This is a genomic window from Halanaeroarchaeum sp. HSR-CO, from assembly GCF_024972755.1.
Taxonomy (GTDB): Archaea; Halobacteriota; Halobacteria; order Halobacteriales; family Halobacteriaceae; genus Halanaeroarchaeum.
On record NZ_CP087724.1, the window covers coordinates 1,325,556 to 1,350,158 of the forward strand.

The following is a 24,603-nucleotide window of genomic DNA, read 5'->3' on the forward strand; positions in this document are numbered from 1 at the left end:
GGTCCGTTACCCGAGTCCGTACTCGATGTTCATCGATCGGAGATCCTCGCGATCCCCACTCCGGCCGTGGATGAGGTAATGCGTCGCACAGGCGTTCCCGAGGGTGAGCGTCTCGTCCCAGCCCCAATCGAGTGCCACTCCGTAGGCGACGGCCCCACTGAACCTATCTCCCGCGCCCGCGTGTCGGGTCGGTTCGACGTCTTTCACGGTCGGTACCTCGACGAAGTCACTGCTGGTTGCGACGGTGGCCGTCGTCTGCGCGTGGATGGCGACGGCATCGATGTCGGCGTAGTCTCGCAGTGCAATGGCGGTCTCGTCCGGATCGCTTATCCTCTCTCCCAACGCGTCCACCAACAGATTTGCTTCCCGCTGGTTGGGACTCAACACGACGTCACCCTCGAACGGAACCGAACCGAGGGTGTCGAGGAATTCCACCATATCACGTTCTGGCCGGGTCGACACGGCCCCAGGATCGATGACCAGATGGCCATCGTCGGGTAGTTCCTTCGCGAGACGCGTTATCGCGGCCGTTCCATGGGGAAACGCCGCCCAGTTCGTCCATAGCACCGCGTCCGCAGCGAAGAGTGAGTCCGCGTCCGGCCCGACGGTACTGGTGAACCGCTCGAAGGTCCACGTGGAGATGTCCGTCGACTCCGCTGCAAACATCGTTACCCCGTCCGAGAGTTCGTACACGTGGATCTCGGCCGGTTCGCCCATCGAGTAAGTCCGAAAGGATAACGCATCGAAGATCGGATGGTCCAGGTGACCCACCAGTGTTGTCGATGCTCCGAGTTCGTGGACCTGTCTGGCGGCATTGACCGATTGACCACCCGCTTCGACGCCGTGCCACTCGGTCAGGAAGGTCTTCGCGTCGCCGGCTATCTCCGTACCGACGGTCTCACGGGAGAGTGAATTCCCCTCGACGTCGACCACCGCCGACCGTCGGTCGACGCTCCCGTCCGGGAGGACCGTTATCGTCGGGGTCGGTGCTTCCCGGAGTCGGTCTCGGATATCTCGCATACGTCACATGATAACTCCACGTGAAGAAAAACCATCGGCAGTCAGCGGCTGGCCTTCTCGAGTGCCTCGAGGAACCCATCGGCGTACGAGCCGTCTGTCACGGCGTCGGCCGTACGTTTCGCCGATTCGTCTGCGTTCCCGACGGCGTACGAAACCCCGGCGGTCTCGAACATCCCGACGTCGTTTTCGGAGTCACCGATGGCCAGGAACGACGCGGGGTCGACGTCGAGTCGGTCGGCGACTTCGACGAGCGCCCGACCCTTGCTCACGGTTGGGGACTTGACGTGGTAGGCGAATCCCGTGTCGACGACCTCGAGACCGTGGGCTTCGGCGATGGTAGTGAGCGGATCGAGCGGCGAATCGAGGCTGACGGCGATCTCGGTCTCGCGCCATCGGTTCGCGAGGTCCAGGCTCCCCCAGCCCAGGTCGTATCCCGCGGCTTCGTACTCCTGGACCACGGCGTCCGCGGCCGCCCGGTCGCCGTGGACGAGCAGTTCGTCGTCGACGATGGAGATGCCGCCGTTCTCGGCGATGACCCGCGCTTGGATCCCGATGAACTGGCTCAACGCGACGGGGAACGGGAGCGCCTTCCCGGTGGCGATGACGACCGGACCGGGCCACTCTCTGAGCGCATCGAGGGCCCGTGGGTCGATAGAACGATCTGCTCGACTCAGCGTGCCGTCGATGTCGACGGCCAGCGGGGGAACCATGGTCGTCACTGGGTGGGCGTCCTTTTTTACGACTGCGTTGTCGTCCGGTACCCACGGTCAGTCGTGTTCAATCGCTCACTGCCCGTCCCGGTGACGGCCACCAGGTCCTCGATGCGGATACCGTACTCGCCGTCGAGATAGACGCCCGGCTCGACGCTAAACACCATCCCCTTTTCCAGGATCAGGTCGTTCCCCCCGACGATGTACGGCTGCTCGTGGACGTCGAGGCCCACCCCGTGGCCGGTCCGATGGATGAATCGGTCGCCGTACCCGTGTTCCTCGATGATCGACCTGGCGACGTCGTCGACGTCTCCGGCAGTGATGCCGGGCTGGATGGCTCGAATCGCGGCTTCTTGGGCCTCGCGGACGGCTTCGAAGGCGTCGTCGAATCCGTCTGGCGGCGTTCCACCGAACATCAGGGTACGGGTCTGGTCGCTCGGATAGTGGTCGACGCGGGTGCCGAAGTCGAGGACGACCGGGTCGCCGGGCTGGATCACTCGGTCGCTGTGGTGATGGTGTGGACTGGCGCCATTGGGGCCGGCACCGACGATGATGTCGAATGCTGGTTCGGTGCCCCCTCCCTCAGAGAGCATCGTCTCGATGGTCGTCGCCAGTTCGGATTCCGTCGTACCGAGGATCGACTCGCCCATCCGACGCAGGTCCTCGATCACGCCGTCTGCGATGGTGCTCGCCCGTCGAATCGCGTCCAGTTCGGTGGCGTCTTTCGTGATCCGCAGTGAGGCAAACGCGTCCTCGGCGAGGCCGAACGTGGCATCGGGGAGTGTCGAACGAAGGTCGTGAGTAAAGCGGGCCCACATCGTCGGGTCGAGCAAGAGGTGACCATCCGTCAACCCGAGGTCGGCGGCCACATCCCGAATCTCGCTGGTGGGGTCGTCCTCGTCTCCGTAGGTTCTGACGTCCGTTATCCAGGTCTCTTCCGCGAGTTGGCCGCTGTAGATGGAGGGGGCCACCAGCACCGGATCGCCGGACTCCGCGACGAAACCGAGGAGGTGTCGTTCCATCTGCGTCTCCCAGAATCCGGTGCAATAGAAGAGGTTCGGGCTCGCCGTCAGAACGACTCCATCCGCGTCGTGCGACGCGAGACGGTCCTGGAGCCGTCTTGTCCTGTCGACGTAGGGCTGTGTCATGTGGTCGTGTTCCAGCCGCGAGACAATAGTACGTCCGTCTGGTGATAGCTCGACCAGTCGACCATCGTCCGTCCATGCGACCTTCCTGTCGAAATTGCCTCGATGCGGTCGACCGTTCTGCCGGAACCGCCCCGTTTTTCCGCGGGGCCCGCACTGAGTAGCGTATGAGCAGCCGCCAGTACGGATCGACCGAACGTGCCCACCGAGAACGCTCGGTGAGCTGACGTGTCGGTCGAACGGTCCTGGATGGGTGTCGGCGCCGTCGGCGGTTGGCAGGTCGTCGCCAGTGCAACCTATTATTCCGTGTTCGCCGCGACGGCGGCCGTCTCGGCGGAGTTCCAGGCCTCGCAGTACCAGATCGGCATCTTGCTGGCCGTGATGACGCTGGGCTATACGCTGATGTTGTTCCCTGCCGGCGCCATCGTCGACGGTTACGGTGATCGGATCACGATGGTTCTGGGCCTGGGATTGCTCTCGCTGGGTGCGCTGACCATCGCCTTGGCGCCCTCGTACGAGATCCTCCTCGTCGCGGTCTTCGTGCTCGGTGCCTCGTATGCAAGTGCGATGCCCGCAACCAATCAGGCCATCGCGGCCCGTGCACCGAAGGGCCGGTACAATCTGGCCATCGGCGTGAAACAGGTCGGTGTTACTGGCGGGAGTGCCATCGCGTCGATCTCCGTGACGAACGCCACCCGCGTCGGTGGAACCTGGCGAACGGCCTTTTTCACCGTCTCGCTGGTCGCGGGTATCGTCGCCGTCGGCTACCTGTTCCGGTACCGAGGCATCGGCGGGACCGGTTCGATGGATTTCCCGGATATCCGTGGCCTCCGGGCGAATAGAACGTTCGTCCTGTTGACCGCTGCCGGCTTCTTCGTCGGCGCCGGGGTGTTCACGACGACCGGATACATGGTCCCGTACCTGGAGGACGCCGGGTCGAGCGTCGAACTCGCGGGACTCGCGCTGGCGACCATGCAGATATCGGGGAGCGCCGGCCGCATCGGCGTTGGGGAACTCGCCGACCGACTGCCCGGATCGCCCGAGAAAGGAGCGTTTCGGATGATGCTCGCCCAGATGGGAACCGCGGGAGCGCTGTTCATCGCGCTTCCGATGGCAGGGGTGTCAACCCAGTTCCTGCTCGTCGCCATCCTCGGCGTTTCGATGCTCGGGGTTACCGGTCTGTATCACGGGACGCTGGTCCGACTGGTCCCCGACGACGAGACCGGTGCCGCGACGGCTGGGGGGCAGACGATGATCAACCTCGGTGGACTCGTCGCCCCGCCCGCGTTCGGTCTCGTTGTCGACTCGACCGGGTTTCAAATCGGATGGCGAGTGCTCGCCGCCGGGAGTTTTCTGGCAGTGCTGTTTCTGGCGCTCGCTATCCGGAGTGCCGACGACGTCTGAAACGCCGAACCGATAGAGCGATGTTCAGTAGGCCGACTCGATGCGTTCTGCCAGGTGGTCGCCGAACGGGAGCGACGCTGTTAGTCCGGGTGAGACCGCATTCAGGACGTGGATTGCGTCCGCTTCTTCGACGAACAGTGGGTCCTTGACGAGTTCGCCGTCGTTACTCACGATCTGGGCTCTGATACCGGCGAACGACTTGACGAGGTCGTCGGCCGTGACGGAGGGAACCAGTCGCTTCGCTGCTCTGGCGAACCGATCCTTCCGGTAGGACTTGTGGAGCTCCGATCCGGCGACCTGGAGCATCTTCGGGGACGCGAGAAGTTTCCAGACGCCTTCGTACTGCGCGGTATCGCCCAGATCACCGAGGTCGAAGTCGGTGTTGTCGTAGGCTTCGCGCCCGAAGGCCGGGACAGCGTTGGGGCCGATGATGACCTTGTCGTCGGTCCGGCGGGTGTAGTGGACACCCAGGAAGGGCAATTCGGGGTCCGGCGTCGGATAGATCATCGTGTTGACGAGCGACCGCTTGTCCGGCACCAGTTCGTAATACTCGCCGCGGAACGGAACGATTTGATAGTCCTCGCCGACGCCGACCTGCTGGGCCAGTCTGTCGGCGTACAGTCCTGCCGCATTGACGAGGAACCGGGTGTCGAGGGGGCCGTGGGTCGTTCCGAGCCGGTAGCCACTACCACGATCGGTGATCCGTTCTACCTCGGTACCGAGATAGAGCGCAACGCCTGCAGCCTGTGCGTCGCGTGCGAGCTGGTAGACGTACTGCTGGGAGTCGACGGAGGCGGCCTCCGGGGCATAGAGGGCGGAGCGGCCGCGAGCGTTCGGTTCGCGTTCGGTTAACTCTTTGCGGTCGATGATCCTCGCCTCCGCGCCGTTTTCGTCCGCCTGTTCTTTCAGTTCCTCGAGTCGCGTTTCCTCCCTGGTGTCGAGGGCACTGACGACCACCCCGAACTCCTCGATGGGAATGCCGTTCTCGTGGCAGTACTCTTTCATCCGACTGGTTCCCTCGGTCGCGAACTGCGCCTTCAGCGACCCAGGTTCGTAGTTGAATCCGGGGTGGAGCACCCCCGAGTTGCGCCCGCTCTGATGGCTCGCCAGGTGATGTTCCTTCTCGACGATGGCGACGTCGAGGTCGGTCCGACGAGCGACGTGGAGGCCAGTCGAGAGGCCAACCACCCCGCCGCCGACGATGAGTACGTCGTGGTCCATGGATTCTTTCAGAACCCGGGGGCCCTTAGCAGTGTCAGTCTTCGGCAAGCGTTTCGGCGAGGCGGACCAGATCGGCGAGCGTCCGATTGACCGGCGTTTCGATGCCCATTGCCTCGCCACGATCGACGATGGCCCCGTTCAGCGATTCTATCTCCGTCTGTGATCCTGCTTCGACGTCCTGTAGCATCGACGACCGGTTGGGTGCGGTCTCGCGGGCGACCGTCTTCGCGGTCTCGAGTACCTCGTCGCCGACCGACCGACCGTCGGCCCGGGCCACCGCGAGCGCCTCCTCGATGGCTCGCTCGACGAGACGTTCGCCTGCGGGATAGCCGACGAGATGACCGTTCGGGACACGGGCGAGAGCCGTCGCAGCGTTGATGGCCACGTTGACGAGGACCTTCTCCCAGAGGGCGTCCCGAGGGGTGTCTGTAACGACTGTCTCGATACCGGCCTCGGTAAGGGTCGATGCGATGTCGTCGACTTCCGGGCCGTTGTCGCCGTCGTAGCGACCGATCACCGTCTCACCGGCTCCGGCATGATGGACGTGGCCCGCCCTGAGGATGGACGCACCGTGGGCGGTGGTTCCGACGAGCACACGCTCTGGTGGAACGAATTCGGCGATGGTTTCGGCGTTGCCGAGGCCGTTCTGGACGGTGAGCACCGTGGTCCCGTCGAGATGGTCCGCGACGTCCGACATGGCTGACGCGGTGTCGTAACTCTTTACGGCGAGCAGCAGCCAGTCCGCGTCGACAACCGCGGTGTGGTCCGCGGTGACCTCGACTGCAACGGTCTCGACGGTTTCGTCGGTCTGGTGGATTCGTATCCCCTCGCGTTCAATGGCTTGGAGATGGCCACCCGGGCGTCCGATGAGAGTCACTGGGACGCCGGCAGCCCGGAGCTTGGCTGCGAAGAGCGTCCCGAGAGAACCCGCTCCGAGGACCGCGACGTGCATACGTCCATCTCAGTCGGGAGGGAAGATGAAGGGCGGGGACTCTGGACCGTTTCGGTAGACTCAGGAAGACCGAACTGAAATGTGGGGGTGATGTCACGACGAGGTGCGGTGTTGGCCCCCCTCGCTGCCGCGTCCCTGTGGGGTGGGATGTACGTGGTGAGCAAGTGGGGGTTCGCGTCGATACCCCCAGCGACCTTGGCCTTTCTCCGCGTGGCGCTCGGTGCAGCTACGCTCGTCCTCGTCGTCCGATTGCAGGGCCAGTCTCGGACCTTCTCATTCGCCGAACACCGACGATTCGCGCTCCTCGGGATCTGGGTCGCGATCACCCTCCTCACGCAGTTCGTGGGAACGGACCTCACGAATGCCAGCCAGGGGTCGCTGTTGACGGTGCTCACCCCGGTGTTCACGTTGCTTCTCGGTATCCTCGTCCTCGAGGAGGGAGTGACCGTCCGGAAGGTCGGCGGGATGGCCATCGCGACGGTGGGGACCGTCGTCGTCCTGGCTGGCCAGTACGACCTCACACGACTGGGGGAGGGGAGTGCAATCGGCATCTCGGCCCTCCTTCTGGCCAGTTTCGGGTGGGCCGCGTACACCGTCTGGGGGACGCCGCTGGTTCGTCGGTACTCGGCGCTCGAGACGGCCACGTACTCGACCGTCTGGGCGGTCCCGCTGTTGTTCGTCGTCGCGGTGGCCGAACTCTGGACACTCGGGCGCTCACCACTCACCTTGCCGACGACCGCCCCCGTCCTCGCCGCGGTCTTCTATCTCGGCGTGCTCAGCACCGCGGCGGCGTGGTATCTCTGGTATCGGGGCGTCGAGTCCCTCGAGGCCGGGGTCGTTGCGGTGTTCTTCTTCGCGCAACCTGTCGTCGGTGTCCTCCTGGGTACCGTCATCCTGGAAGAATCGCTCGGTCCGACCTTCATCGCCGGGGGCCTCGTTATGGCAGTGGGTATCTACGTGGTGAGTACCGCTGGACGGGCCACGTAGGGAACGTTTTTCCCCGGTGCCGACCAACCGAGAGTCGATGGCCCGATCACGGGGGCAGGTCATTCTCGTCGCTGCACTCGGCATCGCCGTTACCCTGGTCGCTCTGGCGTTGATCACGAACACGGCTATCTACACCGAGAACCTGGCGACGCGCTCGACCGTGAGCGGTCAGGACGCCATCGCATTCGAACAGTCGATGGAGGAGGGGGCGGGAGGGCTGCTCGCACTCGCCAATCGGTACAACGCGACGAACTACACCACTATCCAAACGCAGTTCGAGTCCGACGTCGGGAACCTGAGTACGGCGACCGAACTCGAATCGGTTCGTCACGGTGACCTGGCCACCGTATCGGTGAGTAACACGACCGAGGGAGCCCAGATTTCGCAGAACGAAAAGCGAAATTTCACGGATGCGAATACGAACACGGCGTGGACACTCGCGACTAACGTGTCGCAGACGAGACGGTTCGAGATGAACGTGACGAGAGCGGAACTCAACGCGTCCGATCCCTTCACCGTGAACGTCTCGAACGGATCGGCCCACTGGACGGCCGAAATCGGGACGGATGGGACGAACATTACCGTCGCGAACGATACGGAGACCGTGTGTTCCGTCGACGCCGCATCGGCTGTCATCGACCTTACCGAGGGGACCGTCGACGGCGAGCAATGTGACGGATTGGCCTTCGCTTCGACCGTCGATGGGCCTTACGACATCGCGTTCGAGAACGCCGACAATGGGTACGGCAGGTACGTGCTGTTCGTCGATAGGCCCGCAGACGAAATCGATCCTGGACACTATGGGAGTGTGCCGGCAATCGACGCCGCGATATTCGACGCGACGGTCCACGTCTCCGTCGACCAACCGGACCTGCTGTACGAGACGAACGTCACGGTTGCACCGGAAGCCTCGCCTGAGGGCGAGGTCTACGGCATCGTCCCCTGATCGCCTGGCACCTCGGCAACGAGACGGGCTTCGCCACCATCCAGTCGTTCTATTCGGACCGGAAAGCCGAACGCTCTGACGAGCGATAGATGGGTCTCGACGTGGTTCGTCACTCGGGGGATCCGAATGCGACCGCCCGCGAGCGCGAGGAGTGGGACGAGCTGGTCGGCGAGGTGCGCGTCGACCGCGGCATCTGTCGACAGGAACGTCTGGAAGCGGTTCGTTGCAGTTTTCGCGACCGCCTCGGATGGCTTTCCGGGCTCTCCGAGGGCGGTGAACCCGCCGATCGACGATTCGAAACGGGACGCGATCACGATGGCCGAACCCTTGTCTGCAGCCTCGACGTACGAGATATCGGTCGTAATCGGTACCGCTGTCAGTGCATCGAGCGATTCCACTGCGGCGTCGGCCTGTCGATCGGCGACCGAGGCTGATTCCAGTGTCGTCGAGGCGACCGAGTGGACGACGATGGATTCGAGGTCGCTCCGGTCGTCGAACTCGAGAGGCGTCATCGAAGCGGGTTCCACGGCAAGGGTGGCCTCGCCACCACCTGCTGGATAGAAGCCCCGGCGATGCAGAGTGACCGTCGCTCCGATCCCCAGCGAGTCTACGGTCGGCAATTTTACCGACCGGAAGTAGTCGAATGGGGGTGCCCACTTGACGTCGGTTCCCCCAGCCACCGTTACTGTCGCCGTTTCGTCGAGACGCGTCGCGAGTGGGAGCACGGCGTCGAAGACGAGCGTCACACTCCCTGCAGTTCCGATGGACTGCTCGACCTCTCCACCGGTGACGCCTCCAGGATCGAATCGGAACTCCTCGGAGCCAATCTCGACACCCGCTGTCGTCGCATCGGCGAGCGAAGCCACGGTTTCGACGGCGGCGACGTGCTGGGCCCGGAGCCCTGGCTGATCGCGTGCGCCACGGACGTTCTCCATCAGGATGGGGTCACCCGTCACCGCGCTCATGGCGACGGCCGTCCGGACCAGTTGCCCACCCCCCGTTCGACCGTCCACCGTTCGCATGGGTAGACGTGGGTCGGCCTGCCTGATAAACCCGGAGTCCACACTGGTCATCGGAACGGTTACCACGCCGTGTCCGATAGCCCCTGCCATGCCGGAGTCCGAACTCGACGAGGACGCGTGGCAAAACCGTCTCCAGGAGTATCGGTCACAGAAGGATGCCTATCTGTCGACCGATGAGGAATCGCCGATCCCGGCAGACGAGCGGGATTCGTTCGACGGTCTCTCGTATTTTTCGCTCGACCCCGCGGCCCGCGTCATCGCTCGACTCCAGTGGGTTCGCGATCCCGAGACCGTCGAACTACCCGCAAATCGGGGACCCGATATCGAGTACGAGCGGGTCGCGACGCTGGGATTCACGTACGAGGGCGATCACCACGTGCTCGCCGCGTTCAGGGCGCCTAACGTCGACGATCTGCTCGTCCCGTTTCACGACAGGACGAACGGCGAGGAAACCGCACGCCAGGGGCGGTACGTCACCCTATCCCTCGAAGACGTGGAGACGGGCGACGACGTCGTCCTGGACTTCAATCTCGCGTACCACCCCTTTTGTGTGTACGACGACGAGTACCTGGTGGCGCTACCGCCCGAAGAGAACGAACTGGATGTCGCCGTACGGGCCGGCGAACGGCTCTAGGCCGGAACTTCGGCGGCTTCGAGGAGTTCTTGGTACCGGTTCCGAATCGTCACTTCGCTCACATTCGTCACACCGGAGACCTGGCTCTGTGTCACCTTCTGGTTGGTGAGTAGCGATGCAGCGTAGATGGCGGCTGCCGCGAGGCCGACTGGACTCTTGCCGCTGGTGACGCCGTGGTCCTGGGCGGTCGTCAGGAGCTCGCGGGCCCGACGTTCGACCTCCTCGTTGAGGTCGAGTTCGGAGGCGAACCGCGGCACGTAGCTGGCCGGGTCGGCCGGCTGGACCTCGAGGCTCAGTTCGCGGACGATGTAGCGGTAGGTTCGTTTGAACTCCATCTCGCCGATCCGACTGACGGTGGCGACCTCGTCGAGGCTTCGGGGGGTCCCCATCTGGCGTGCGGACGCGTAGAGGGCCGCCGTGGCGACGCCTTCGATGGATCGGCCCGGAAGGAGGTCCTCTTCGAGGGCGCGTCGATAGATGACGGACGCCGTCTCGCGTACTTCCTTGGGGAGGCCGAGAGCGGAGGCCATCCGTTCGATCTCGCCGAGGGCCTGCTTGAGGTTCCGCTCCTTCGAGTTTCGGGTTCGGAAGCGCTCGTTCCAGGTTCGAAGTCGTTGCATCTTCTGGCGCTGCCGACTCGAGAGGGCACGACCGTAGGCGTCCTTGTTCTGCCACCCGATGTTCGTCGAGAGGCCCTTGTCGTGCATCATGTTGGTCGTCGGGGCACCGACCCGCGATTTCTTGTCCTTCTCCTTGGAGTCGAACGCTCGCCACTCGGGCCCATGGTCGATCTCGTCTTCCTCGACGACGAGTCCGCACTCACCACAGACGGTCTCGCCGCGCTCTTCGTCGAGGATGAGGTGGCCGCTGCACTCCGGGCAGGTGGATTCGTCTTCCCGTGCCGATTCTTCTTCCGCGCGTGTGTCCGTTCGTTGGCTTTCGCTGTTGAACGTCCTGATTTTGGTATCGCTCATGATGGGGCTGGGCGGAATCGGGGAGGAAACTATAAACGCCCTCCCGTTGGTTCCTTAGCAACAGTAATACCGTAAACCACATAAGGCTTTCGGTAATATCCAACCCGAACGTTCACTAGAGACACCACTATTGGGACGTGAAAGCGGCGATTAGCGCCACTTTTGGGTGTCCTAAGATTATGCGTACCTTTACCATGGCACAACGATATCCATAAAAACGTACCGGTGGTCTTCGGTGAGCTACCGACCGCCGCTCCCGGCAGCTCGGTGATCCGGGATACTCCCTCCATATAATTGGTAGTATCAGCCCCGGTCAGTGGGTCCTCGGTGTGCTGGAAAAAATCACGAGTCCCCGGGCCGGTACTGGTCCAGGTGTGCTATCTCGAAAGCTGGCACTGTCGTATCGTTGCAGCTCTGTTCAGTCTTCTTCGAGATCTTTTGCGATGGCTGCGAGACTGTCCTTCGGCGGTTCAACGACGGTGTACGTGGCGGATTCGCCAGGGGCCCGGAGACCCACTTTGTGACCCGCGTCCACGACATCGACGTGGACGGTCCGTCCGAACGCCAGATCACGGTCCTCGACCCAGGGGTCGAGATGGTCGGTCGCGGCGCCGGGATTGCGAGCCTGTCGCGGCGTCTCGTACGCACCCCGGATCACTGGGTCGCCGTTCGACCGGGCCGCGATCTCGGCGCGATATTCGACACCGTCGAGCACGACTCTGAGGACCTCATCGACCGGGATGGCGTCGTTCGAGGGAAGACGTATCTCAGAGCGGTGGGTCGCGCCATACCGTGCCAGCGTCCCGTCGAGAGTCTCGACGGTCGGGTGATCGTGGGCCACTCGGTCGGGCATGGCCCAGTGTTCGTCCTGGGTCGGTCTACACCTTGCGATGTCGGATCAGGTGACGACGCTCGCAACCATGGGGTCTGCTGTTCGGCAGCGGTGTCCGTCGCACGCAGTGGCTCCATCGTTCGGTCGTCCAGCTCGACCGATCCCGACCGACCTCGAGTGTAATGAATAGTGACACGAACAGGTGCGGGCCCGATTCGGTGTGCCGTCGCTGTTCCAACACAACGCTCAAATCGAAGCGGCCCCCAGTCACGGTCGATGGACGAGGACCTATCGACGTTTCTTCGCACGTCGTGGGTGAACGTCGTCGGGAACCTCGCGAAGATCGTCGTCGAAGGGTCCATCGGTCTCGCGTTCGGAAGTCTCGCCCTTATCGCCGACGCGGCGCATTCGGTCGCCGATCTCCTGGCCAGTCTCATCGTCCTCGTCTGGGGTCGACTCGCGTTCGAGGGCCCCGACCCCGGCCATCCGCACGGGCACGAACGGGTCGAACCGTTGACTGCGCTGTTCGTCGGCGCGACGCTCGTCCTCCTCGCCCTTAAACTGTTATGGGACTCCACGACGGGAATCCTCGAGGGGCCCTCGGTCGTGTACAGTCCGTTTCTCGTGTTCGGACTGACCTTCGCCATCGTCGACATGGTCCTCGTGTACTGGTACACCCAGCGGTCGAATCGGACTCTCGGGTCGCCCGCACTCGACGCCCTCAGCAAGGATGCGCTTAACGACGTCTACACCTCGCTCGCGGCAGTCGTCGGGGTCTTCGGTGCCGCAGTCGGCTACCCCATCCTGGACCCCATCGCGGGTGGCCTCGTCAGCACCCTCGTTCTCCGCGAGGGGATCTCCATCTCCCGACAAAACGTGGACTACCTGGTCGGTAGTGCCCCACCGGCAGACGAACTCGAACGCATCCGGTCGGAGATCTACGCCCATCCGGCCGTGGAGGGCGTCCACGACCTCCGATGTCACTACGTCGGGCCGACGATCGAAGTGGAGTTCCACGCCGAGATAGACGGCGAATTCTCACTCTACGACGCCCATGCGGTCGAAACGGAGATTCGCAACCGGGTGATGGAGCTCCCGGCCGTCGGCGACGTGCACGTCCATCTAGACCCGTCCGGAATCGGCGAGTGGAAGGACGCCCCGGAGAGCCCACCGGAGTGAGCGCCCACCCGGAGGCTCCGTCGTTTCGTCGTCGAATGTGCGGGAAGTTCCCGCTTCAGAAGTCATTTCCCGGTCGCTATCGTGAGCGACCACGATGGACGAACAGCACACATTCGACGCCGATGCTGCCGAATCCCTGGAAGAGGTCGTTCGCTATCGATATCTCTCGCGGGACGAACTCGTCGGCGCGCTCAACCCAACTGGTGACGAGGACGTGGTGGACCTCGGGAGCGGGACCGGGTTCTACACGCGAGACGTGGCTCCCTACGTCGGGACCGTTCGCGCCGTCGACCTGCAACCGGAGATGCACGAGCACTTCCGCGCCGAAGGGGTCCCAGACAACGTCGAGGTGGTCTCGGCCGGCATCGCGGAGATGCCCTTCGGGGACTCGACGTTCGACGCTGCCTACTCCACGATGACGTTTCACGAGATCGTCAGTGAGGCGTCACTGGCGGCGGTCAGACGGGTCCTTCGACCGGGGGCACGATTCGTCGTCGTGGACTGGTCGGCCGAGGGGGAGGGCGAACGCGGCCCACCACTGACTGCCCGGTACGGTCCCGAGCAGGCCGCCCAGCGCATCGAAGATGCGGGATTCGAGGTGAAAAACTGGAGTGGCCGACCGGAAACCTTCCTCGTCGTCGCGGCCGTTCCGACCTGATCACTCCTCTTCGAAGCGGACCGAATCGGGCTCCTGACCGGCAGCGTCGACGACCTCGTCGGAGACGAAGATGGGAGCGTCGACCCGCACCGCGATAGCGATCGCGTCGCTCGGTCTGACGTCGAAGGTCATCTCCGTTCGATTGCCGTCGTCGTACTGTTCGACGTCGAGTTTCCCGTAGAACGTACCCTCCCGCAACTCGTCGATGCGGACGCGGTCGATGGCCGCACCGAACTCGGTGAGCATCTCGACGAACAGGTCGTGGGTGAGTGGCCGCTCGAAGGTCTCCGGAGAGAGTGCGATCTGGATCGATTGTGCCTGGTCCCCCGTCACGAACACCGGTAGTATCTCGTCACGGACGTCGAGGAGCACGGCCGGCACTCGCTCGTCCTCGTCCGTCACGGCGACCCCCCGCACCGTGGCTTCGTGGTCCATACCTAGATTCCGGCGAGTACGACCAAAAAGGCTTGCTAGATGTCGGCTCGTCGATATAGTGGGACGGTCACTGATTTCGGTCCCGTTCAGCACGGAGTTCAGCTACCAACTGTTCCGTGGCTCGTCTCACGGCGTCGTCGCTCGTTTCGGTCGGCTCCCAGCCCAGGTTGGAGAGTTTCTCGGTCGCGAGTCGCATCTTCGGGACGTCGCCGGTCCACCCGCGGTCACCGCCGGTGAACTCGTACTCCGGGTCCACGCCGAGTTCGTCTGCGACGATGTCGGCGATGTCGGTGACCGACGTGGTCGTCTTCGTTCCGAGATTGACGATGGTGCAATCGTCGGTCGCGTGTTCGACGACGTGTCGCATGGCGTCGACACACTGTTCTACGTGCATGTACGATTTCTCCTGGCGGCCGTTCCCGAGGATTTCGAGTCTCGCTGGGTCGTCGAGGAGTTTCTCGATGAAATCGGGGATGACGTTGCCGCGCTGGTGGGGACCGACGATGTTGGCGAATCTGAAGATCCAGGCGTCGATGTCGTAGGAATGTGCGTACGTCGAGACGAGTCCCTCGTCGGCCAGTTTGGCCGCACCGTAGATGCTGATCGGTTCGAGCGGACCGAAATCCTCCGGGGTGGGCATCGGTGCCTCGCCGTAGACGGTCGACGACGACGTGAACACGACGTTCGAGACGCCGACCTCGTCCATCCGTTCGAGGACGGTGTAGGTCATCTCGGTGTTCTCTTCGAACAGGGTGCGCGGGTCGTCGAAGTTGGTGTCCGTATATGCGGCGAAGTGGAAGACGATGTCCACGTCCTCGGTGATGACGTCGGCGACGTCGGCCGAGACGCTAACGTCGCGTTTCGCGAACTCGACGGTGTCTGGGACCTGCTCGCGTGACCCCTTCGAGAGGTCGTCGACCGCCAGCACGTCGTTCTCGTCGGCGAGCGCCGCAGCGAGATGCGAGCCGACGAGACCTGCCCCACCGGTCACGACGATTCGCTTGCCGGAGAGTTCCATGGGAGAGCATACGGTGGGCCGAGCAAGTGCATTCCGATATCAGACATCGGCGACGACCGATTCACTCCACTCCCATAACCGCTGTTGGAGGGCTTCGTCGTACGTTTTTGGTGCCGACTCCGCTGACTCGGTCCCATCGAAGTACTGCCCCGTGACGTCGGCGACCTCCCCAGAAGTCGCGAGGTACACTGCGGTCTCGGCGCCCGCTTCGGCCGAAGCCGTGAACCGATCGGTGAGTACACTGGGAAGTGCGGACAGCACGGCCATGAACAGCCGAACCGGGAGCGAGGCGTTCCGATACAGGCCGCTCGACGGGATGAATCCCGGGTGAAAGCAGTTCGCCGTCGCCCGGTCGAGCCGTTCGGCGAGTTGGTAGGTAAAGAGGACGTTCGCGAACTTCGACCTGGCATAGGCGTCCATCCCGTCGTAATCGGTCGTCGTTTCGAGGTCCGCGATGGCGAACTCGGCGCGGTGGTGGATGGCCGAGGCGGTCGTGACGACGCGTCCGTTAGCGGCCTCGATACGGTCTCGCAAGCGATCGGTCAGGACGAACGGAGCGAGATGGTTGACGGCGATGGTTCGCTCGACGCCCTCGGCCGTGAGTTCGCCACTCTCGAAGAACGCGCCGGCGTTGTTGACGAGGGCATCAAGCCGATCGTACCGGAACGCGACGTGGTCGGCGAGTTCCCGGACATCGTCCAGCTCCGTGAAATCCGCGATGACGGTCTCGTAATCGGCCGTCCCGGTGGCTGCAAGCGCTGATTCGAGCGATTGAGCTTTTGCATCGGATCGCCCGTGGGCGATCACGGTTGCGCCGCGTCGTGCCAGTTCCAGAGCGGTCGCTCGTCCGACGCCATCGGTCGCTCCAGTAACGAGGACGGTCGACGCCGAGCGGTTTTCGTCTGGGGAGTTCGACTGTTCTCTTGGAGGGCGACTGCTCATATCTCGTCATCTGCATGGACGGTCATAGTGTTGGCTCGGGCCGTCCGTCGGCGGAACGAAACCCCTAACGGGGTCTCCCCGTAGTGTCCGGTATGCAGGGAGAATCCGACGTCGTGGTCCTGCGCCTGGGGCACCGTCCGGGTCGCGACGACAGGATGACGACACACGTGGGGCTGACTGCACGCGCGCTGGGGGCGAACCGCGTCATCTATCCCGAGAACGCCACTGACGCCGTCGAGACGGTGACCGACATCACCGACCGATTCGGCGGGCCGTTCGCGGTCGAGACGACCGAGGAACCACACGCGACCATCCGAAACTGGCCGGGAAGCGTCGTCCACCTCACGATGTACGGAGAGCAGGTTCAGGACGTCGAGGCGGACATCCGGGAGGCGCACGCCGAAACGGCGCTCCTCGTCGTGGTCGGTTCGGAGAAGGTCCCCTTCTCGGTCTACGAGGCCGCCGACTGGAACGTCGGCGTGACTAATCAGCCCCACTCGGAGGTCGCGGGGCTCGCCGTCTTCCTGGACCACCTCTTCGAAGGGCGGGAACTCGACCGGGAGTGGGAGGGGGCTGAGAGCCGTGTCGTGCCGAAGGCGACGGGAAAGAAGGTCGTCGACGCCGAGTAACCGTCTCACAAGGTTAATGTTCGTCCGACTGGGAGTTACTCGTAATGGCTTTTGAGGACTTGCTGGAGGACCCCGTGGTCCAAAAATATCTCAACGAACTGGTGGGGCCGAAGGGCATGCCCGTAGCGGCGGCCCCCCCGGACGGTGAGGTGACCGACGAGGAACTGGCCGAGAGGCTGGGTCTGGAGCTGAACGACGTACGACGGGCGTTGTTCATCCTCTACGAGAACGACCTGGCGACATACCGGCGCGTCCGGGACGAGGACTCCGGGTGGCTCACGTATCTCTGGACGTTCGAATACGACAACATCCCCGGCAATCTCCACGACGAGATGGTGCGGTTGCTGGAGGCACTGGAGGAGCGCCGCGAGTACGAGGCGATGAACGAGTTCTACCTCTGTGACGTCTGTTCGATCCGCTTCGAGTTCGGCGAGGCGATGGACCTCGGGTTCGAGTGCCCGGAGTGTGGCTCACAGGTCGAAGCGATGGAGAACGAAGCGATCATCCACTCCATCGACGAACGCATCGAAGCACTCCGTTCGGACCTGGGGATCACCGCATAGATGGTCGTCCTCGCCACCAAGGTCTACGTCTCCGGTGATGCTCGCGACCGGACCCTCGATTCGCTCGATTCGCTGGTGCGAAACGACATCGGGGATCTCGACGTCGAGTGGTCCGTCGGTCTTCGACACGACGGGTTTCCTTCGGTGACCGTCCAGGGAGCGGACGCGACCGTTGCCCGAAACGTCCTCCGCGAGACGTGGGGCGAGATAACCGAATCATTCGAGGCGGGTGAGACGTACGTCGGCACACTGGAACAGTGGGACGACGACGGCTTCGTCCTGGACGCTGGCACCGAGATTCGGATTCCGTCGAGCGAACTCGGCCTGGGAGCGGGGACACCGGGGCAGATCCGAACTCGATTCGGCCTCGTCCAGCACATGCCGTTGCGATTCACCTACGGAGAAACCCCGCGACTCGCCGACGAGGAGCGGGACCGCCTGTACGACTGGACACGGGAGGATGTCGGCCGGGTGAACGTGAACAGTGCGACCCGCGCTGAGGTCAGGTCGACGGTGAACCGTGCCGGTCACGCACAGGACATCGTCACCGTCGAACGCCTGGGGCTGCTCGAACAGAGTATCATCTGTGGAGAAGGAACAGACCCGCCCGGGTTGCTCTCGAGTATCGGCTCACATCTGCAAGCAGAACTGCTCGCCGTCGTTCCATGAGACGACTCCTCGCCATCCTCGCGCTCGGGTTCCTCGTCCTGCTGGCCGGGTGTGGCGGGACGGCTGTCGACGACGCCGCCCTGAACGAATCCGCCGAGTACGACTGGAACACGACCGCAGCGGTCACGGTAACGGCCGAAGGATCGGAGTACAGGACGGTGTACACGCTCGACGAGGAGAGCGAGGTGCAACTGTCGATCCGCGACGAGCTGTTGGGACGGCAGCCCGTGCCGATTTCGGCCGTCCAATTCCGGTACGAGAACGGAACCGTGGCGAACGCCAGCGCGCTCACCGTCGAGGAGCGAAACAAGCGCACCGTGGTCGAGTTCCCGGTCGAGGCGGGCCAGTTCGCGTACACGGCCCGGAGCAGTTCTCGGTCGTTGATGATACCCGTGATGACGAACCGGACGCACGAGGTGATCCTCCCGGAAGGCATGCGGATATCCGTGCCGGTGTTCGGTGGGGCCGACCCGGGCGACTACGAGACGGAGATCCGAGACGACCGTGTCCACCTGACCTGGTCGTCGGTGGAGGCCGAGCGCATCTCCATCGATTACTACCAGGAACGCGACCTCCTGCTCTTCGCGGGATTGCTCGGGCTCCTGGTCCTGGTCTCCGGTGGGGGAATCGCGTACTATCGGTCCCAGATCCAGCGCCTGGAGGAAGAGCGAACCGCGGCGGGACTCGACTTCGACGAAGAGTAACCGGCGGGAATTAAGCGGCCCGGGTACCACGTTCGACCATGGACGTAGCCGTGGTCACCGTCGGCGACGAGTTACTCGCCGGCGAGACGGAGAACACGAACGCCTCGTGGTTGGGACGTCGATTGACTGCACGTGGCGCCACGGTCCGGCGCATGCTGGTCCTCCCAGACGACACTCAGGCCATCGCCGAGGCCGTTTCGGCATATGCGAACGACTTCGATGCAGTCGTCGTCACGGGTGGCGTCGGGCCGACCCACGATGACGTGACCCTCGACGGCGTCGCCGCCGCGTTCGACCTCGCGATGGTCGAACACCAGGACGTCGTGGTCTGGTTCGACGAACACGCCGAGTACTCCCGGCAGGACCTGGTCTCCGGCACGATGGACCTCCCCGAGGGAGCACGGATGATACCGAACGACGAGGGCGTTGCCCCCGGTGCGATCGTCGAGAACGTCTACGTGCTTCCGGGCGTCCCTGACGAGATGCGTGCGATGTTCGACCGAGTCGCCGACGATTTCGAAGGAACCCGCTTGACGACCGAGGTGGTCCACTCCGACGCACCGGAGAGTTCGCTCATCGAGATCATCGCGGAGGTGAACGACCGATTCGACGTTCGGGTGGGAAGTTACCCGAACGACGGGGTCCGGCTCAAACTGACGGCCGCAGATCCGGAGGAAGTCAATGCCGCAGCAGACTGGCTCCGCCAGCGCGTCTAGCGGTACAGGTACCGGACCCAGATGGCAGTGACCAGGATACTGAGCAACAGGACGGTCCACCCGACGGCGTCGACGGGAAGGTCAGATGCGGCACTGAGTATTTCGAACATACCTGCGAATTCCCGGTCAGTTCCCTTAACTCTTGACGAACGTCGAGCGGTCGCTTTTTTCGTGCCCGCCGCGAACCCGACGGTATGCGACGCATCGGGCTGGTGGTGAATCCGATCGCCGGCATGGGCGGACGAGTGGGGCTCAAAGGCACCGATGGCATGGTGGAACGGGCCCGGGAACTGGGCGCCGAACCCCGGGCTCCGGACCGTGCGGTTCGGGCCCTCGAATCGCTCCGGAACCGTGCATCCGAGATCACCGTGGTTACCTGGGGGTCCCCGATGGGGGAGGACGAAGCCACCGCTGCGGGGTTCGAACCCACGATCCTGGGTCGGCCCGATGGCGACCGAACGACTGCCGCCGACACTCACCGGGCGGTCGAAGCGTTCGTCGCCGAGGACGTCGATCTCATCCTCTTCGTGGGTGGCGATGGCACCGCGGTCGACGTCGCGACCACGCTCGACGACGGTGGCGGCACGATCCCGATCCTCGGCGTACCGGCTGGTGTGAAGGTCTTCTCGTCGGTCTTTGCCGTCAGCCCCGAGGCCGCGGGGCGACTCGCCGCGACCTTCGAAGACTGGGAGCGACGCGAGGTCAACGATATCGACGAGGAAGCCTACCGGGCTGGGACGGTTCGTGCCGCTCCGAAGGGTGTTGCGAGAGTACCCGTCGATGGCGAGCTCCAGTCATCGAAGCAGGTCATGGGGGGTGACGTCGAATCCCTCGCGCGCGGCGTGGCGGACGCCGTCGAACCCGGCGTCACGTACGTCCTCGGCCCCGGTGGGACGTTGCAGACGGTAAAAGACGCACTTGGATTCGAGGGCAGCCCCCTCGGTGTGGACGTCTACCGTAATGGAGCGGTCGTCGTCCGCGATGCGAACGAAGCGGAGATACTCGACGAACTTGGGCCCGAGAACGTGATCGTCGTCTCACCGATCGGCGGGCAGGGGTTCGTCTTCGGGCGGGGGAACGATCAACTATCGCCGGCGGTGATACGGGACTGCGATCTCGAGATCGTGGCCTCGCGTGAGAAACTGGAATCCACCGGTGTCCTCCGTGTCGATACGGGTGACGAATCGCTCGACGATGCTCTCAGGGGATGGGTCAGGGTCCGAACCGGTCGATTCGAACAACGGATGATCAAGATCGTCTGAGTACGTCTCGTCGACAGGATGTGGTGTGTGGCTACCAGCCACTAGTGGCCAATGTTTGACGTAGAGATAAGATTAAGGCCCCTAATGTATTAAAGAGCCTATATGGATACGAGGAAGGTACAGCGGTTGGGTCCATCGACCCTGGCGATGACGCTGCCCGCCGAGTGGGCCCGGCAACAGGACGTCGAGAAGGGCGATTCGGTCACCGTTCGTGAGAGTAGCAAGGGGACGCTCACGATTACCCCGGAATCGGCACACGGCGAGGAGAGCGAGGCGACCATCCACGTCGAGAAGTTCGACGTCGACGCCGTCGAACGCGCGATCATCGGACAGTACGTGCTCGGGCGACGCATCATCCACGTCACCGCCGACGGGACGCTGGGGAGCGATCACATCAACGCGGTGTACAACGCAGAGACCCAACTGATGGGACTGGGTGTCATCGAGGAGACGCCGGACCGAATCACGATTCGTTGTTCGGTCGACCCCGAGGACTTCACGCTCGACAATCTATTGAAACGGCTCGAAAGCACCGGGCGGACGATGCGCGGTGAGGCGATCAAGGCCCTCGCCCACGGCAACCGGGACCTGGCCCAGCGCGCCAAGAACCGCGAGCGGCAGGCCAACAAAATCTTCGTGTTGCTGTTGCGATTGATCTTCACCGCCTATCAGAATCCGAGCCTGGCGCGCGCGGTCGGGCTCTCCGACGGCTTTCCCCTTATTGCCTACCGTTCGGTCGCGAAGAGCCTCGAGTTGACGGCGGACAACGCCGAGGACATCGCGGACATCGTCACGGAGAGCGAGGAGGGGACACTCGCCGTGGATTCGGCCACGTTACGCCGCATCCGTGAATTCAACGACCAGGTCGACGAGATCTCACAGCTCGCCGTGGAGGCGGTGGTCGAGCGCGATTACGACAAGACGATCGAGGCCCGGTCGCTGTTCCGGGAGATCGGCGATCGCGAGGTAGACATTCTGGAGGACCTCCCCGAGATGGAAAATTGCGAATTACTCATGGTCAGAGACGTCCTCGTCGCCCTCCAGCAGACCGCCGAATACGCCATGCGGAACGTCGAGATCGCGTCGAACCTGGCCCTGAACGAGCAATCCGATTACACGACCATCTCGTAAGCGGCTCCGCTTCCCGTCCGAAAGACCGTCGAGCATCGAAGCAGTCGTTCGTGTACATTTATAGGGATACGCTGGAAAGAATCGATCATGGCGACTACGACGAGTGATACGGAAACTGATATCGATACCGGGTTCGGGATACTGTTCGGGCTCCTCGCCGCTGCATCGGCGGGCGTCGCCCTGTTCGTCGAGGGACTCCCCAGGAGTCTCGGCTTCGGGGCGGCCGTCGTCTTCGGCATCCTCCTCGTCGTCTCCCTACACGTATACCGCTGAACTGTGTCGATGGTACGGTATTCGAACCAGCTGAAACAGTTAACCGTGTCCAGAGCTAATGATGAGTGATGCCCGAATACACCGAAGAGGAACGCCAGATCCTCGCATACCTTCGGGACAGCGTGTCCGGTGGCGAGCGCTATTTCCGTGCGAAGAACATCGCCGAAGCCCTGGGCCTCTCCGCGAAACAGGTCGGCGTCAGACTCGCTGGCCTGTCGGAGAAATCCGACGACGTCGACATCCAGAAGTGGGGCCGGTCGCGCTCTACGACCTGGCGCGTCGAACCGGCGTGACCGGCGACTTTTTGACGGGCCCGGGGGAAGGTCTTCCATGAGCGTTCGGGTCGAACGGAGCTTCGATGTCGACGCTACGCCCGAGGATATCTGGGAGTTCATCGCCGATCCCGCCCACCGAGCCAGGGCCATCAGCGTCGTGGATCGTTTCGACCAGCACGGCGAGACGACGGTCTGGCATATCGCCCTTCCAATCCCGTTCGTCCGCACCACTATCCGCGTCAGGACCAGAGACGTCGTGCGAGAACCGCCGGAATACGTCAAGTTCGAGGGTCGTTCGACGGCTTTCGACGTTACCGGAGAACACACGATCTCCGTGGAGGGACAGGCCTCGCGAGTCAGGAACGTATTCGTCGTCGATGGCAGGGCTCCAGGTGTCGAGCGATTCTTCGAGCGAAACTTCGAATCGGAGATTCGCAATCTCGAGCGAGCTCTTCGACGCTACTTGGCAGAGCAATGAAACTCGCACTCGCACAGCTGGACGTCGCGGAAGCCGCCCCCGAGACCAACCGCACTCTCGCGGTCCAGGCCATCGAATCGGCTGCGGCCAGTGGTGCAGACCTGGTGGCCCTCCCCGAGCTGTGGAACGTCGGGTTCTTCGCGTTCGACAGCTACGAGACCCTCGCAGAACCACTCGATGGGCCGTCGCTCTCGCTCGTCCGCGAGACCGCGGCAGCGAACGACGTCGGTCTCCTCGCGGGGAGCATCGTCGAGAACCTGGCCGAGAGTGACGCCGATGGCCCCGCAGAGACGGGCCTGTCGAACACGACCGTCCTCTACGACCGGGACGGGAGCCGACTCGCCACGTACCGTAAACAGCACCTCTTCGGCTACGAATCGGCGGAGAACCAGCTCCTCGTCCCCGGCGACTCGCTGGGCGTCGCGTCCTTCGAGGGATTCACCGTCGGAATGACGACGTGCTACGATCTTCGCTTTCCCGAACTGTATCGTGCACTCCTCGAGCAAGGCGTCACGCTGGTACTCGTCCCGAGCGCCTGGCCGTACCCGCGGGTCGAACACTGGAAGACCCTTCCCCGGGCACGAGCCGTCGAGAATCTCTTCTACGTGGCGACGGTCAACGGTGCAGCGACGTTCGACGCAGCGACGCTCCTCGGCCGGTCGACCATCTACGACCCCTGGGGAACCGAACTCGCGAGTTCCGGGGACGAACCGACGCTCGTCTTCGCGGACATCGACCCGGAACGCGTGACGGCGGTCCGAGAGGAGTTCCCCGCTATCGACGACCGGCGGGAATGAATGCGGACAGGTTTATACGTGAGAAGGAACAACCGGTAAGTGCCGGCAACTGACGCTTTTCTCGTCATACGCTGGCAACAAAACCTACACGCGGCGCCCGACGGCCCGACTCCGGGTGTCCAAGCGACACGGGGCACCGCCTGGACACTCCGCCCGGTCCGCTCCTCGTTCACAACTCGTGCAGTGAATCGGCTATTCCTGATCCTCGCCCGTTTCGACCCTCGTCAGCGTTGCGACCGCGTTTTCCACGGCCTCGGCGTCGAAATCGTGGTCGGGACGAAGATTGACGAATGCCAGAAAACTCGTCGCCTCCTCGAGTGCCGATGGCGAATAGTACGTGTCCGCAGCGGTGACTGCGGCTTCGGCGCCGATATGCGGTTCCAGTGCGGCCAGTGCACACGCCAGATCGTAGGCCCTCGCGTCGTCGATCCCGTCCTCGTCGACGTTCGTCGCATCGATGAAAAACAGGTCTCCGTCGTGGACGAGGACGTTCTCCTCTCGGAGGTCTCCATGTGCCAGGTCGTTCGCGTGCATCGTCGAGAGCGCCTGAAAGACGTCGCTGGCGTATTCCTCGACGTCTTCGGCGGGGAGTTGATCCAGCGTCACGAAGTCATCCAGGTACTCCATCACCACGACCCCTAGACCGCCGACTGCGAACGCCTCGACGGGATCGGGCGCGTTCACTCCGATATCCGCCATTCGACGGGTCGCCTCGAGTTCGTGGCGAGCCATCTCGACCGGCCCATCGGAGCGTTCGAAGAAACCCTCACCACCCGCCGTGAACGCGCCGAGGTTCCGTGCACCAGTGAACAGCGCGTGGACGAAGGCGTTCTGTGGGGTGATGACTTTGACGAACCACGTCTCGTCGACGACCAGTGGTGTCGAGAGCCAGTTGTCCGCCTCCAGGAACGTGACGCGAACGACCGGCCGATCGTACCTGTCGGCGATATCGTGGGCGACCTCCTCGATCTGCTCCCAGGAGAGTGTTCCACGAATCAACTGACGAAGGTCCATCGATTGACGGGAG

Annotated in this window: 29 protein-coding genes; 17 read left to right on the plus strand and 12 right to left on the minus strand. The window is 63.5% G+C overall.

Annotated features, from left to right (window positions below):
- Positions 1–6 precede the first annotated feature (6 nt).
- From HSRCO_RS06855 to HSRCO_RS06865, 3 genes are read right to left on the minus strand one after another with little or no spacing between them, the layout of a single operon-like run.
- On the minus strand, positions 7–1,020 hold the full coding sequence (locus tag HSRCO_RS06855; protein ID WP_259519701.1) for a carbohydrate kinase family protein: 1,014 nt from the start codon (positions 1,018–1,020) through the stop codon (positions 7–9).
- Positions 1,021–1,061: 41 nt separating this feature from the next.
- Complete coding sequence (locus tag HSRCO_RS06860; protein ID WP_259519702.1) at positions 1,062–1,739, minus strand: phosphoglycolate phosphatase; 678 nt, start codon at positions 1,737–1,739, stop codon at positions 1,062–1,064.
- A gap of 17 nt (positions 1,740–1,756) precedes the next feature.
- A complete protein-coding gene (locus HSRCO_RS06865; RefSeq protein WP_259519703.1) occupies positions 1,757–2,878 on the minus strand; it encodes a Xaa-Pro peptidase family protein in 1,122 nt (373 codons plus the stop codon).
- A gap of 225 nt (positions 2,879–3,103) precedes the next feature.
- On the opposite strand from HSRCO_RS06865, the gene HSRCO_RS06870 reads away from it, so the two are divergent.
- Positions 3,104–4,279, plus strand: coding sequence for an MFS transporter (locus HSRCO_RS06870; RefSeq protein WP_259519705.1), 1,176 nt, complete (start codon positions 3,104–3,106; stop codon positions 4,277–4,279).
- Between the two features lie 24 nt (positions 4,280–4,303).
- On the opposite strand, the gene lhgO is transcribed toward HSRCO_RS06870, so the two are convergent.
- A complete protein-coding gene (gene lhgO / locus HSRCO_RS06875) occupies positions 4,304–5,500 on the minus strand; it encodes an L-2-hydroxyglutarate oxidase (RefSeq protein WP_259519706.1) in 1,197 nt (398 codons plus the stop codon).
- A gap of 34 nt (positions 5,501–5,534) precedes the next feature.
- Positions 5,535–6,452 (minus strand): ketopantoate reductase family protein, encoded by a 918-nt coding sequence (locus HSRCO_RS06880; protein ID WP_259519707.1) that lies wholly within the window; start codon positions 6,450–6,452, stop codon positions 5,535–5,537.
- A 90-nt stretch (positions 6,453–6,542) separates the two neighbouring features.
- Between HSRCO_RS06880 and HSRCO_RS06885 the strand changes: the two genes are divergently transcribed.
- Both HSRCO_RS06885 and HSRCO_RS06890 read left to right on the plus strand, forming a co-directional pair.
- Positions 6,543–7,439, plus strand: coding sequence for a DMT family transporter (locus tag HSRCO_RS06885; protein WP_259519708.1), 897 nt, complete (start codon positions 6,543–6,545; stop codon positions 7,437–7,439).
- Positions 7,440–7,476: 37 nt separating this feature from the next.
- On the plus strand, positions 7,477–8,385 hold the full coding sequence (locus HSRCO_RS06890; protein WP_259519709.1) for a hypothetical protein: 909 nt from the start codon (positions 7,477–7,479) through the stop codon (positions 8,383–8,385).
- Here the strand turns inward: HSRCO_RS06890 and rtcA are convergent.
- Entirely contained in the window at positions 8,367–9,407 is a 1,041-nt protein-coding gene (gene rtcA, locus HSRCO_RS06895; protein WP_259519710.1) for an RNA 3'-terminal phosphate cyclase, read from the minus strand. The genes HSRCO_RS06890 and rtcA overlap by 19 nt on opposite strands.
- An 88-nt stretch (positions 9,408–9,495) precedes the next feature.
- Here rtcA and HSRCO_RS06900 point away from each other — a divergent pair, with 88 nt between their 5' ends.
- Positions 9,496–10,041 (plus strand): DUF1684 domain-containing protein, encoded by a 546-nt coding sequence (locus HSRCO_RS06900; RefSeq protein WP_259519711.1) that lies wholly within the window; start codon positions 9,496–9,498, stop codon positions 10,039–10,041.
- On the opposite strand, the gene HSRCO_RS06905 is transcribed toward HSRCO_RS06900, so the two are convergent.
- Both HSRCO_RS06905 and HSRCO_RS06910 read right to left on the minus strand, forming a co-directional pair.
- The gene (locus tag HSRCO_RS06905; RefSeq protein ID WP_259519712.1) at positions 10,038–11,015 is read right to left on the minus strand and encodes a transcription initiation factor IIB family protein; all 978 of its coding nucleotides are present in this window, start codon (positions 11,013–11,015) and stop codon (positions 10,038–10,040) included. The genes HSRCO_RS06900 and HSRCO_RS06905 overlap by 4 nt on opposite strands.
- Positions 11,016–11,433: 418 nt before the next feature.
- Positions 11,434–11,868 (minus strand): hypothetical protein, encoded by a 435-nt coding sequence (locus HSRCO_RS06910; RefSeq protein WP_259519713.1) that lies wholly within the window; start codon positions 11,866–11,868, stop codon positions 11,434–11,436.
- A gap of 255 nt (positions 11,869–12,123) precedes the next feature.
- Between HSRCO_RS06910 and HSRCO_RS06915 the strand changes: the two genes are divergently transcribed.
- Positions 12,124–13,026 carry a cation diffusion facilitator family transporter gene (locus tag HSRCO_RS06915; RefSeq protein WP_259519714.1) on the plus strand — a complete coding sequence of 301 codons (903 nt, stop codon included), beginning with the start codon at positions 12,124–12,126 and terminating at the stop codon, positions 13,024–13,026.
- Positions 13,027–13,120: 94 nt separating this feature from the next.
- Entirely contained in the window at positions 13,121–13,684 is a 564-nt protein-coding gene (locus tag HSRCO_RS06920; RefSeq protein WP_259519715.1) for a class I SAM-dependent methyltransferase, read from the plus strand.
- Here the strand turns inward: HSRCO_RS06920 and HSRCO_RS06925 are convergent, their stop codons facing one another.
- The 3 genes from HSRCO_RS06925 to HSRCO_RS06935 all read right to left on the minus strand — a co-directional run bounded on the left by HSRCO_RS06925 (position 13,685) and on the right by HSRCO_RS06935 (position 16,079).
- Entirely contained in the window at positions 13,685–14,119 is a 435-nt protein-coding gene (locus HSRCO_RS06925; protein ID WP_259519716.1) for a bifunctional nuclease family protein, read from the minus strand.
- Positions 14,120–14,186: 67 nt separating this feature from the next.
- Positions 14,187–15,137 (minus strand): NAD-dependent epimerase/dehydratase family protein, encoded by a 951-nt coding sequence (locus tag HSRCO_RS06930; RefSeq protein WP_259519717.1) that lies wholly within the window; start codon positions 15,135–15,137, stop codon positions 14,187–14,189.
- Between the two features lie 39 nt (positions 15,138–15,176).
- A complete protein-coding gene (locus tag HSRCO_RS06935) occupies positions 15,177–16,079 on the minus strand; it encodes an SDR family NAD(P)-dependent oxidoreductase (RefSeq protein ID WP_259519718.1) in 903 nt (300 codons plus the stop codon).
- A 92-nt stretch (positions 16,080–16,171) separates the two neighbouring features.
- Here HSRCO_RS06935 and HSRCO_RS06940 point away from each other — a divergent pair, with 92 nt between their 5' ends.
- From HSRCO_RS06940 to HSRCO_RS06990, 11 genes are all read left to right on the plus strand, one after another.
- Positions 16,172–16,708: a tRNA (cytidine(56)-2'-O)-methyltransferase gene (locus HSRCO_RS06940; protein ID WP_259519719.1), complete on the plus strand. Its 537-nt coding sequence runs from the start codon at positions 16,172–16,174 to the stop codon at positions 16,706–16,708.
- Between the two features lie 44 nt (positions 16,709–16,752).
- Entirely contained in the window at positions 16,753–17,271 is a 519-nt protein-coding gene (locus tag HSRCO_RS06945; RefSeq protein ID WP_259519720.1) for a transcription factor, read from the plus strand.
- Entirely contained in the window at positions 17,272–17,940 is a 669-nt protein-coding gene (locus HSRCO_RS06950; protein ID WP_259519721.1) for a DUF2110 family protein, read from the plus strand.
- On the plus strand, positions 17,937–18,644 hold the full coding sequence (locus HSRCO_RS06955; protein ID WP_259519722.1) for a DUF5803 family protein: 708 nt from the start codon (positions 17,937–17,939) through the stop codon (positions 18,642–18,644). The genes HSRCO_RS06950 and HSRCO_RS06955 overlap by 4 nt, the downstream gene beginning before the upstream one ends.
- 38 nt (positions 18,645–18,682) lie before the next feature.
- The gene (locus HSRCO_RS06960) at positions 18,683–19,360 is read left to right on the plus strand and encodes a molybdopterin-binding protein (RefSeq protein WP_259519723.1); all 678 of its coding nucleotides are present in this window, start codon (positions 18,683–18,685) and stop codon (positions 19,358–19,360) included.
- 194 nt (positions 19,361–19,554) lie between these two features.
- On the plus strand, positions 19,555–20,622 hold the full coding sequence (locus tag HSRCO_RS06965) for an ATP-NAD kinase family protein (RefSeq protein ID WP_259519725.1): 1,068 nt from the start codon (positions 19,555–19,557) through the stop codon (positions 20,620–20,622).
- 102 nt (positions 20,623–20,724) lie between these two features.
- Positions 20,725–21,753 carry a phosphate uptake regulator PhoU gene (locus HSRCO_RS06970; RefSeq protein WP_259519726.1) on the plus strand — a complete coding sequence of 343 codons (1,029 nt, stop codon included), beginning with the start codon at positions 20,725–20,727 and terminating at the stop codon, positions 21,751–21,753.
- An 87-nt stretch (positions 21,754–21,840) separates the two neighbouring features.
- Positions 21,841–22,026 (plus strand): hypothetical protein, encoded by a 186-nt coding sequence (locus HSRCO_RS06975; RefSeq protein ID WP_259519727.1) that lies wholly within the window; start codon positions 21,841–21,843, stop codon positions 22,024–22,026.
- A 68-nt stretch (positions 22,027–22,094) separates the two neighbouring features.
- Positions 22,095–22,319: a hypothetical protein gene (locus HSRCO_RS06980; RefSeq protein WP_259519728.1), complete on the plus strand. Its 225-nt coding sequence runs from the start codon at positions 22,095–22,097 to the stop codon at positions 22,317–22,319.
- A 37-nt stretch (positions 22,320–22,356) separates the two neighbouring features.
- Entirely contained in the window at positions 22,357–22,779 is a 423-nt protein-coding gene (locus tag HSRCO_RS06985; RefSeq protein WP_259519729.1) for an SRPBCC family protein, read from the plus strand.
- On the plus strand, positions 22,776–23,576 hold the full coding sequence (locus HSRCO_RS06990; RefSeq protein WP_259519730.1) for a carbon-nitrogen family hydrolase: 801 nt from the start codon (positions 22,776–22,778) through the stop codon (positions 23,574–23,576). Before HSRCO_RS06985 ends, HSRCO_RS06990 begins: the two co-directional genes overlap by 4 nt.
- A gap of 192 nt (positions 23,577–23,768) precedes the next feature.
- Here HSRCO_RS06990 and HSRCO_RS06995 read toward each other — a convergent pair whose 3' ends face one another.
- Positions 23,769–24,590 carry an RIO1 family regulatory kinase/ATPase gene (locus HSRCO_RS06995; RefSeq protein WP_259519731.1) on the minus strand — a complete coding sequence of 274 codons (822 nt, stop codon included), beginning with the start codon at positions 24,588–24,590 and terminating at the stop codon, positions 23,769–23,771.
- Between the last annotated feature and the right edge of the window lie 13 nt (positions 24,591–24,603).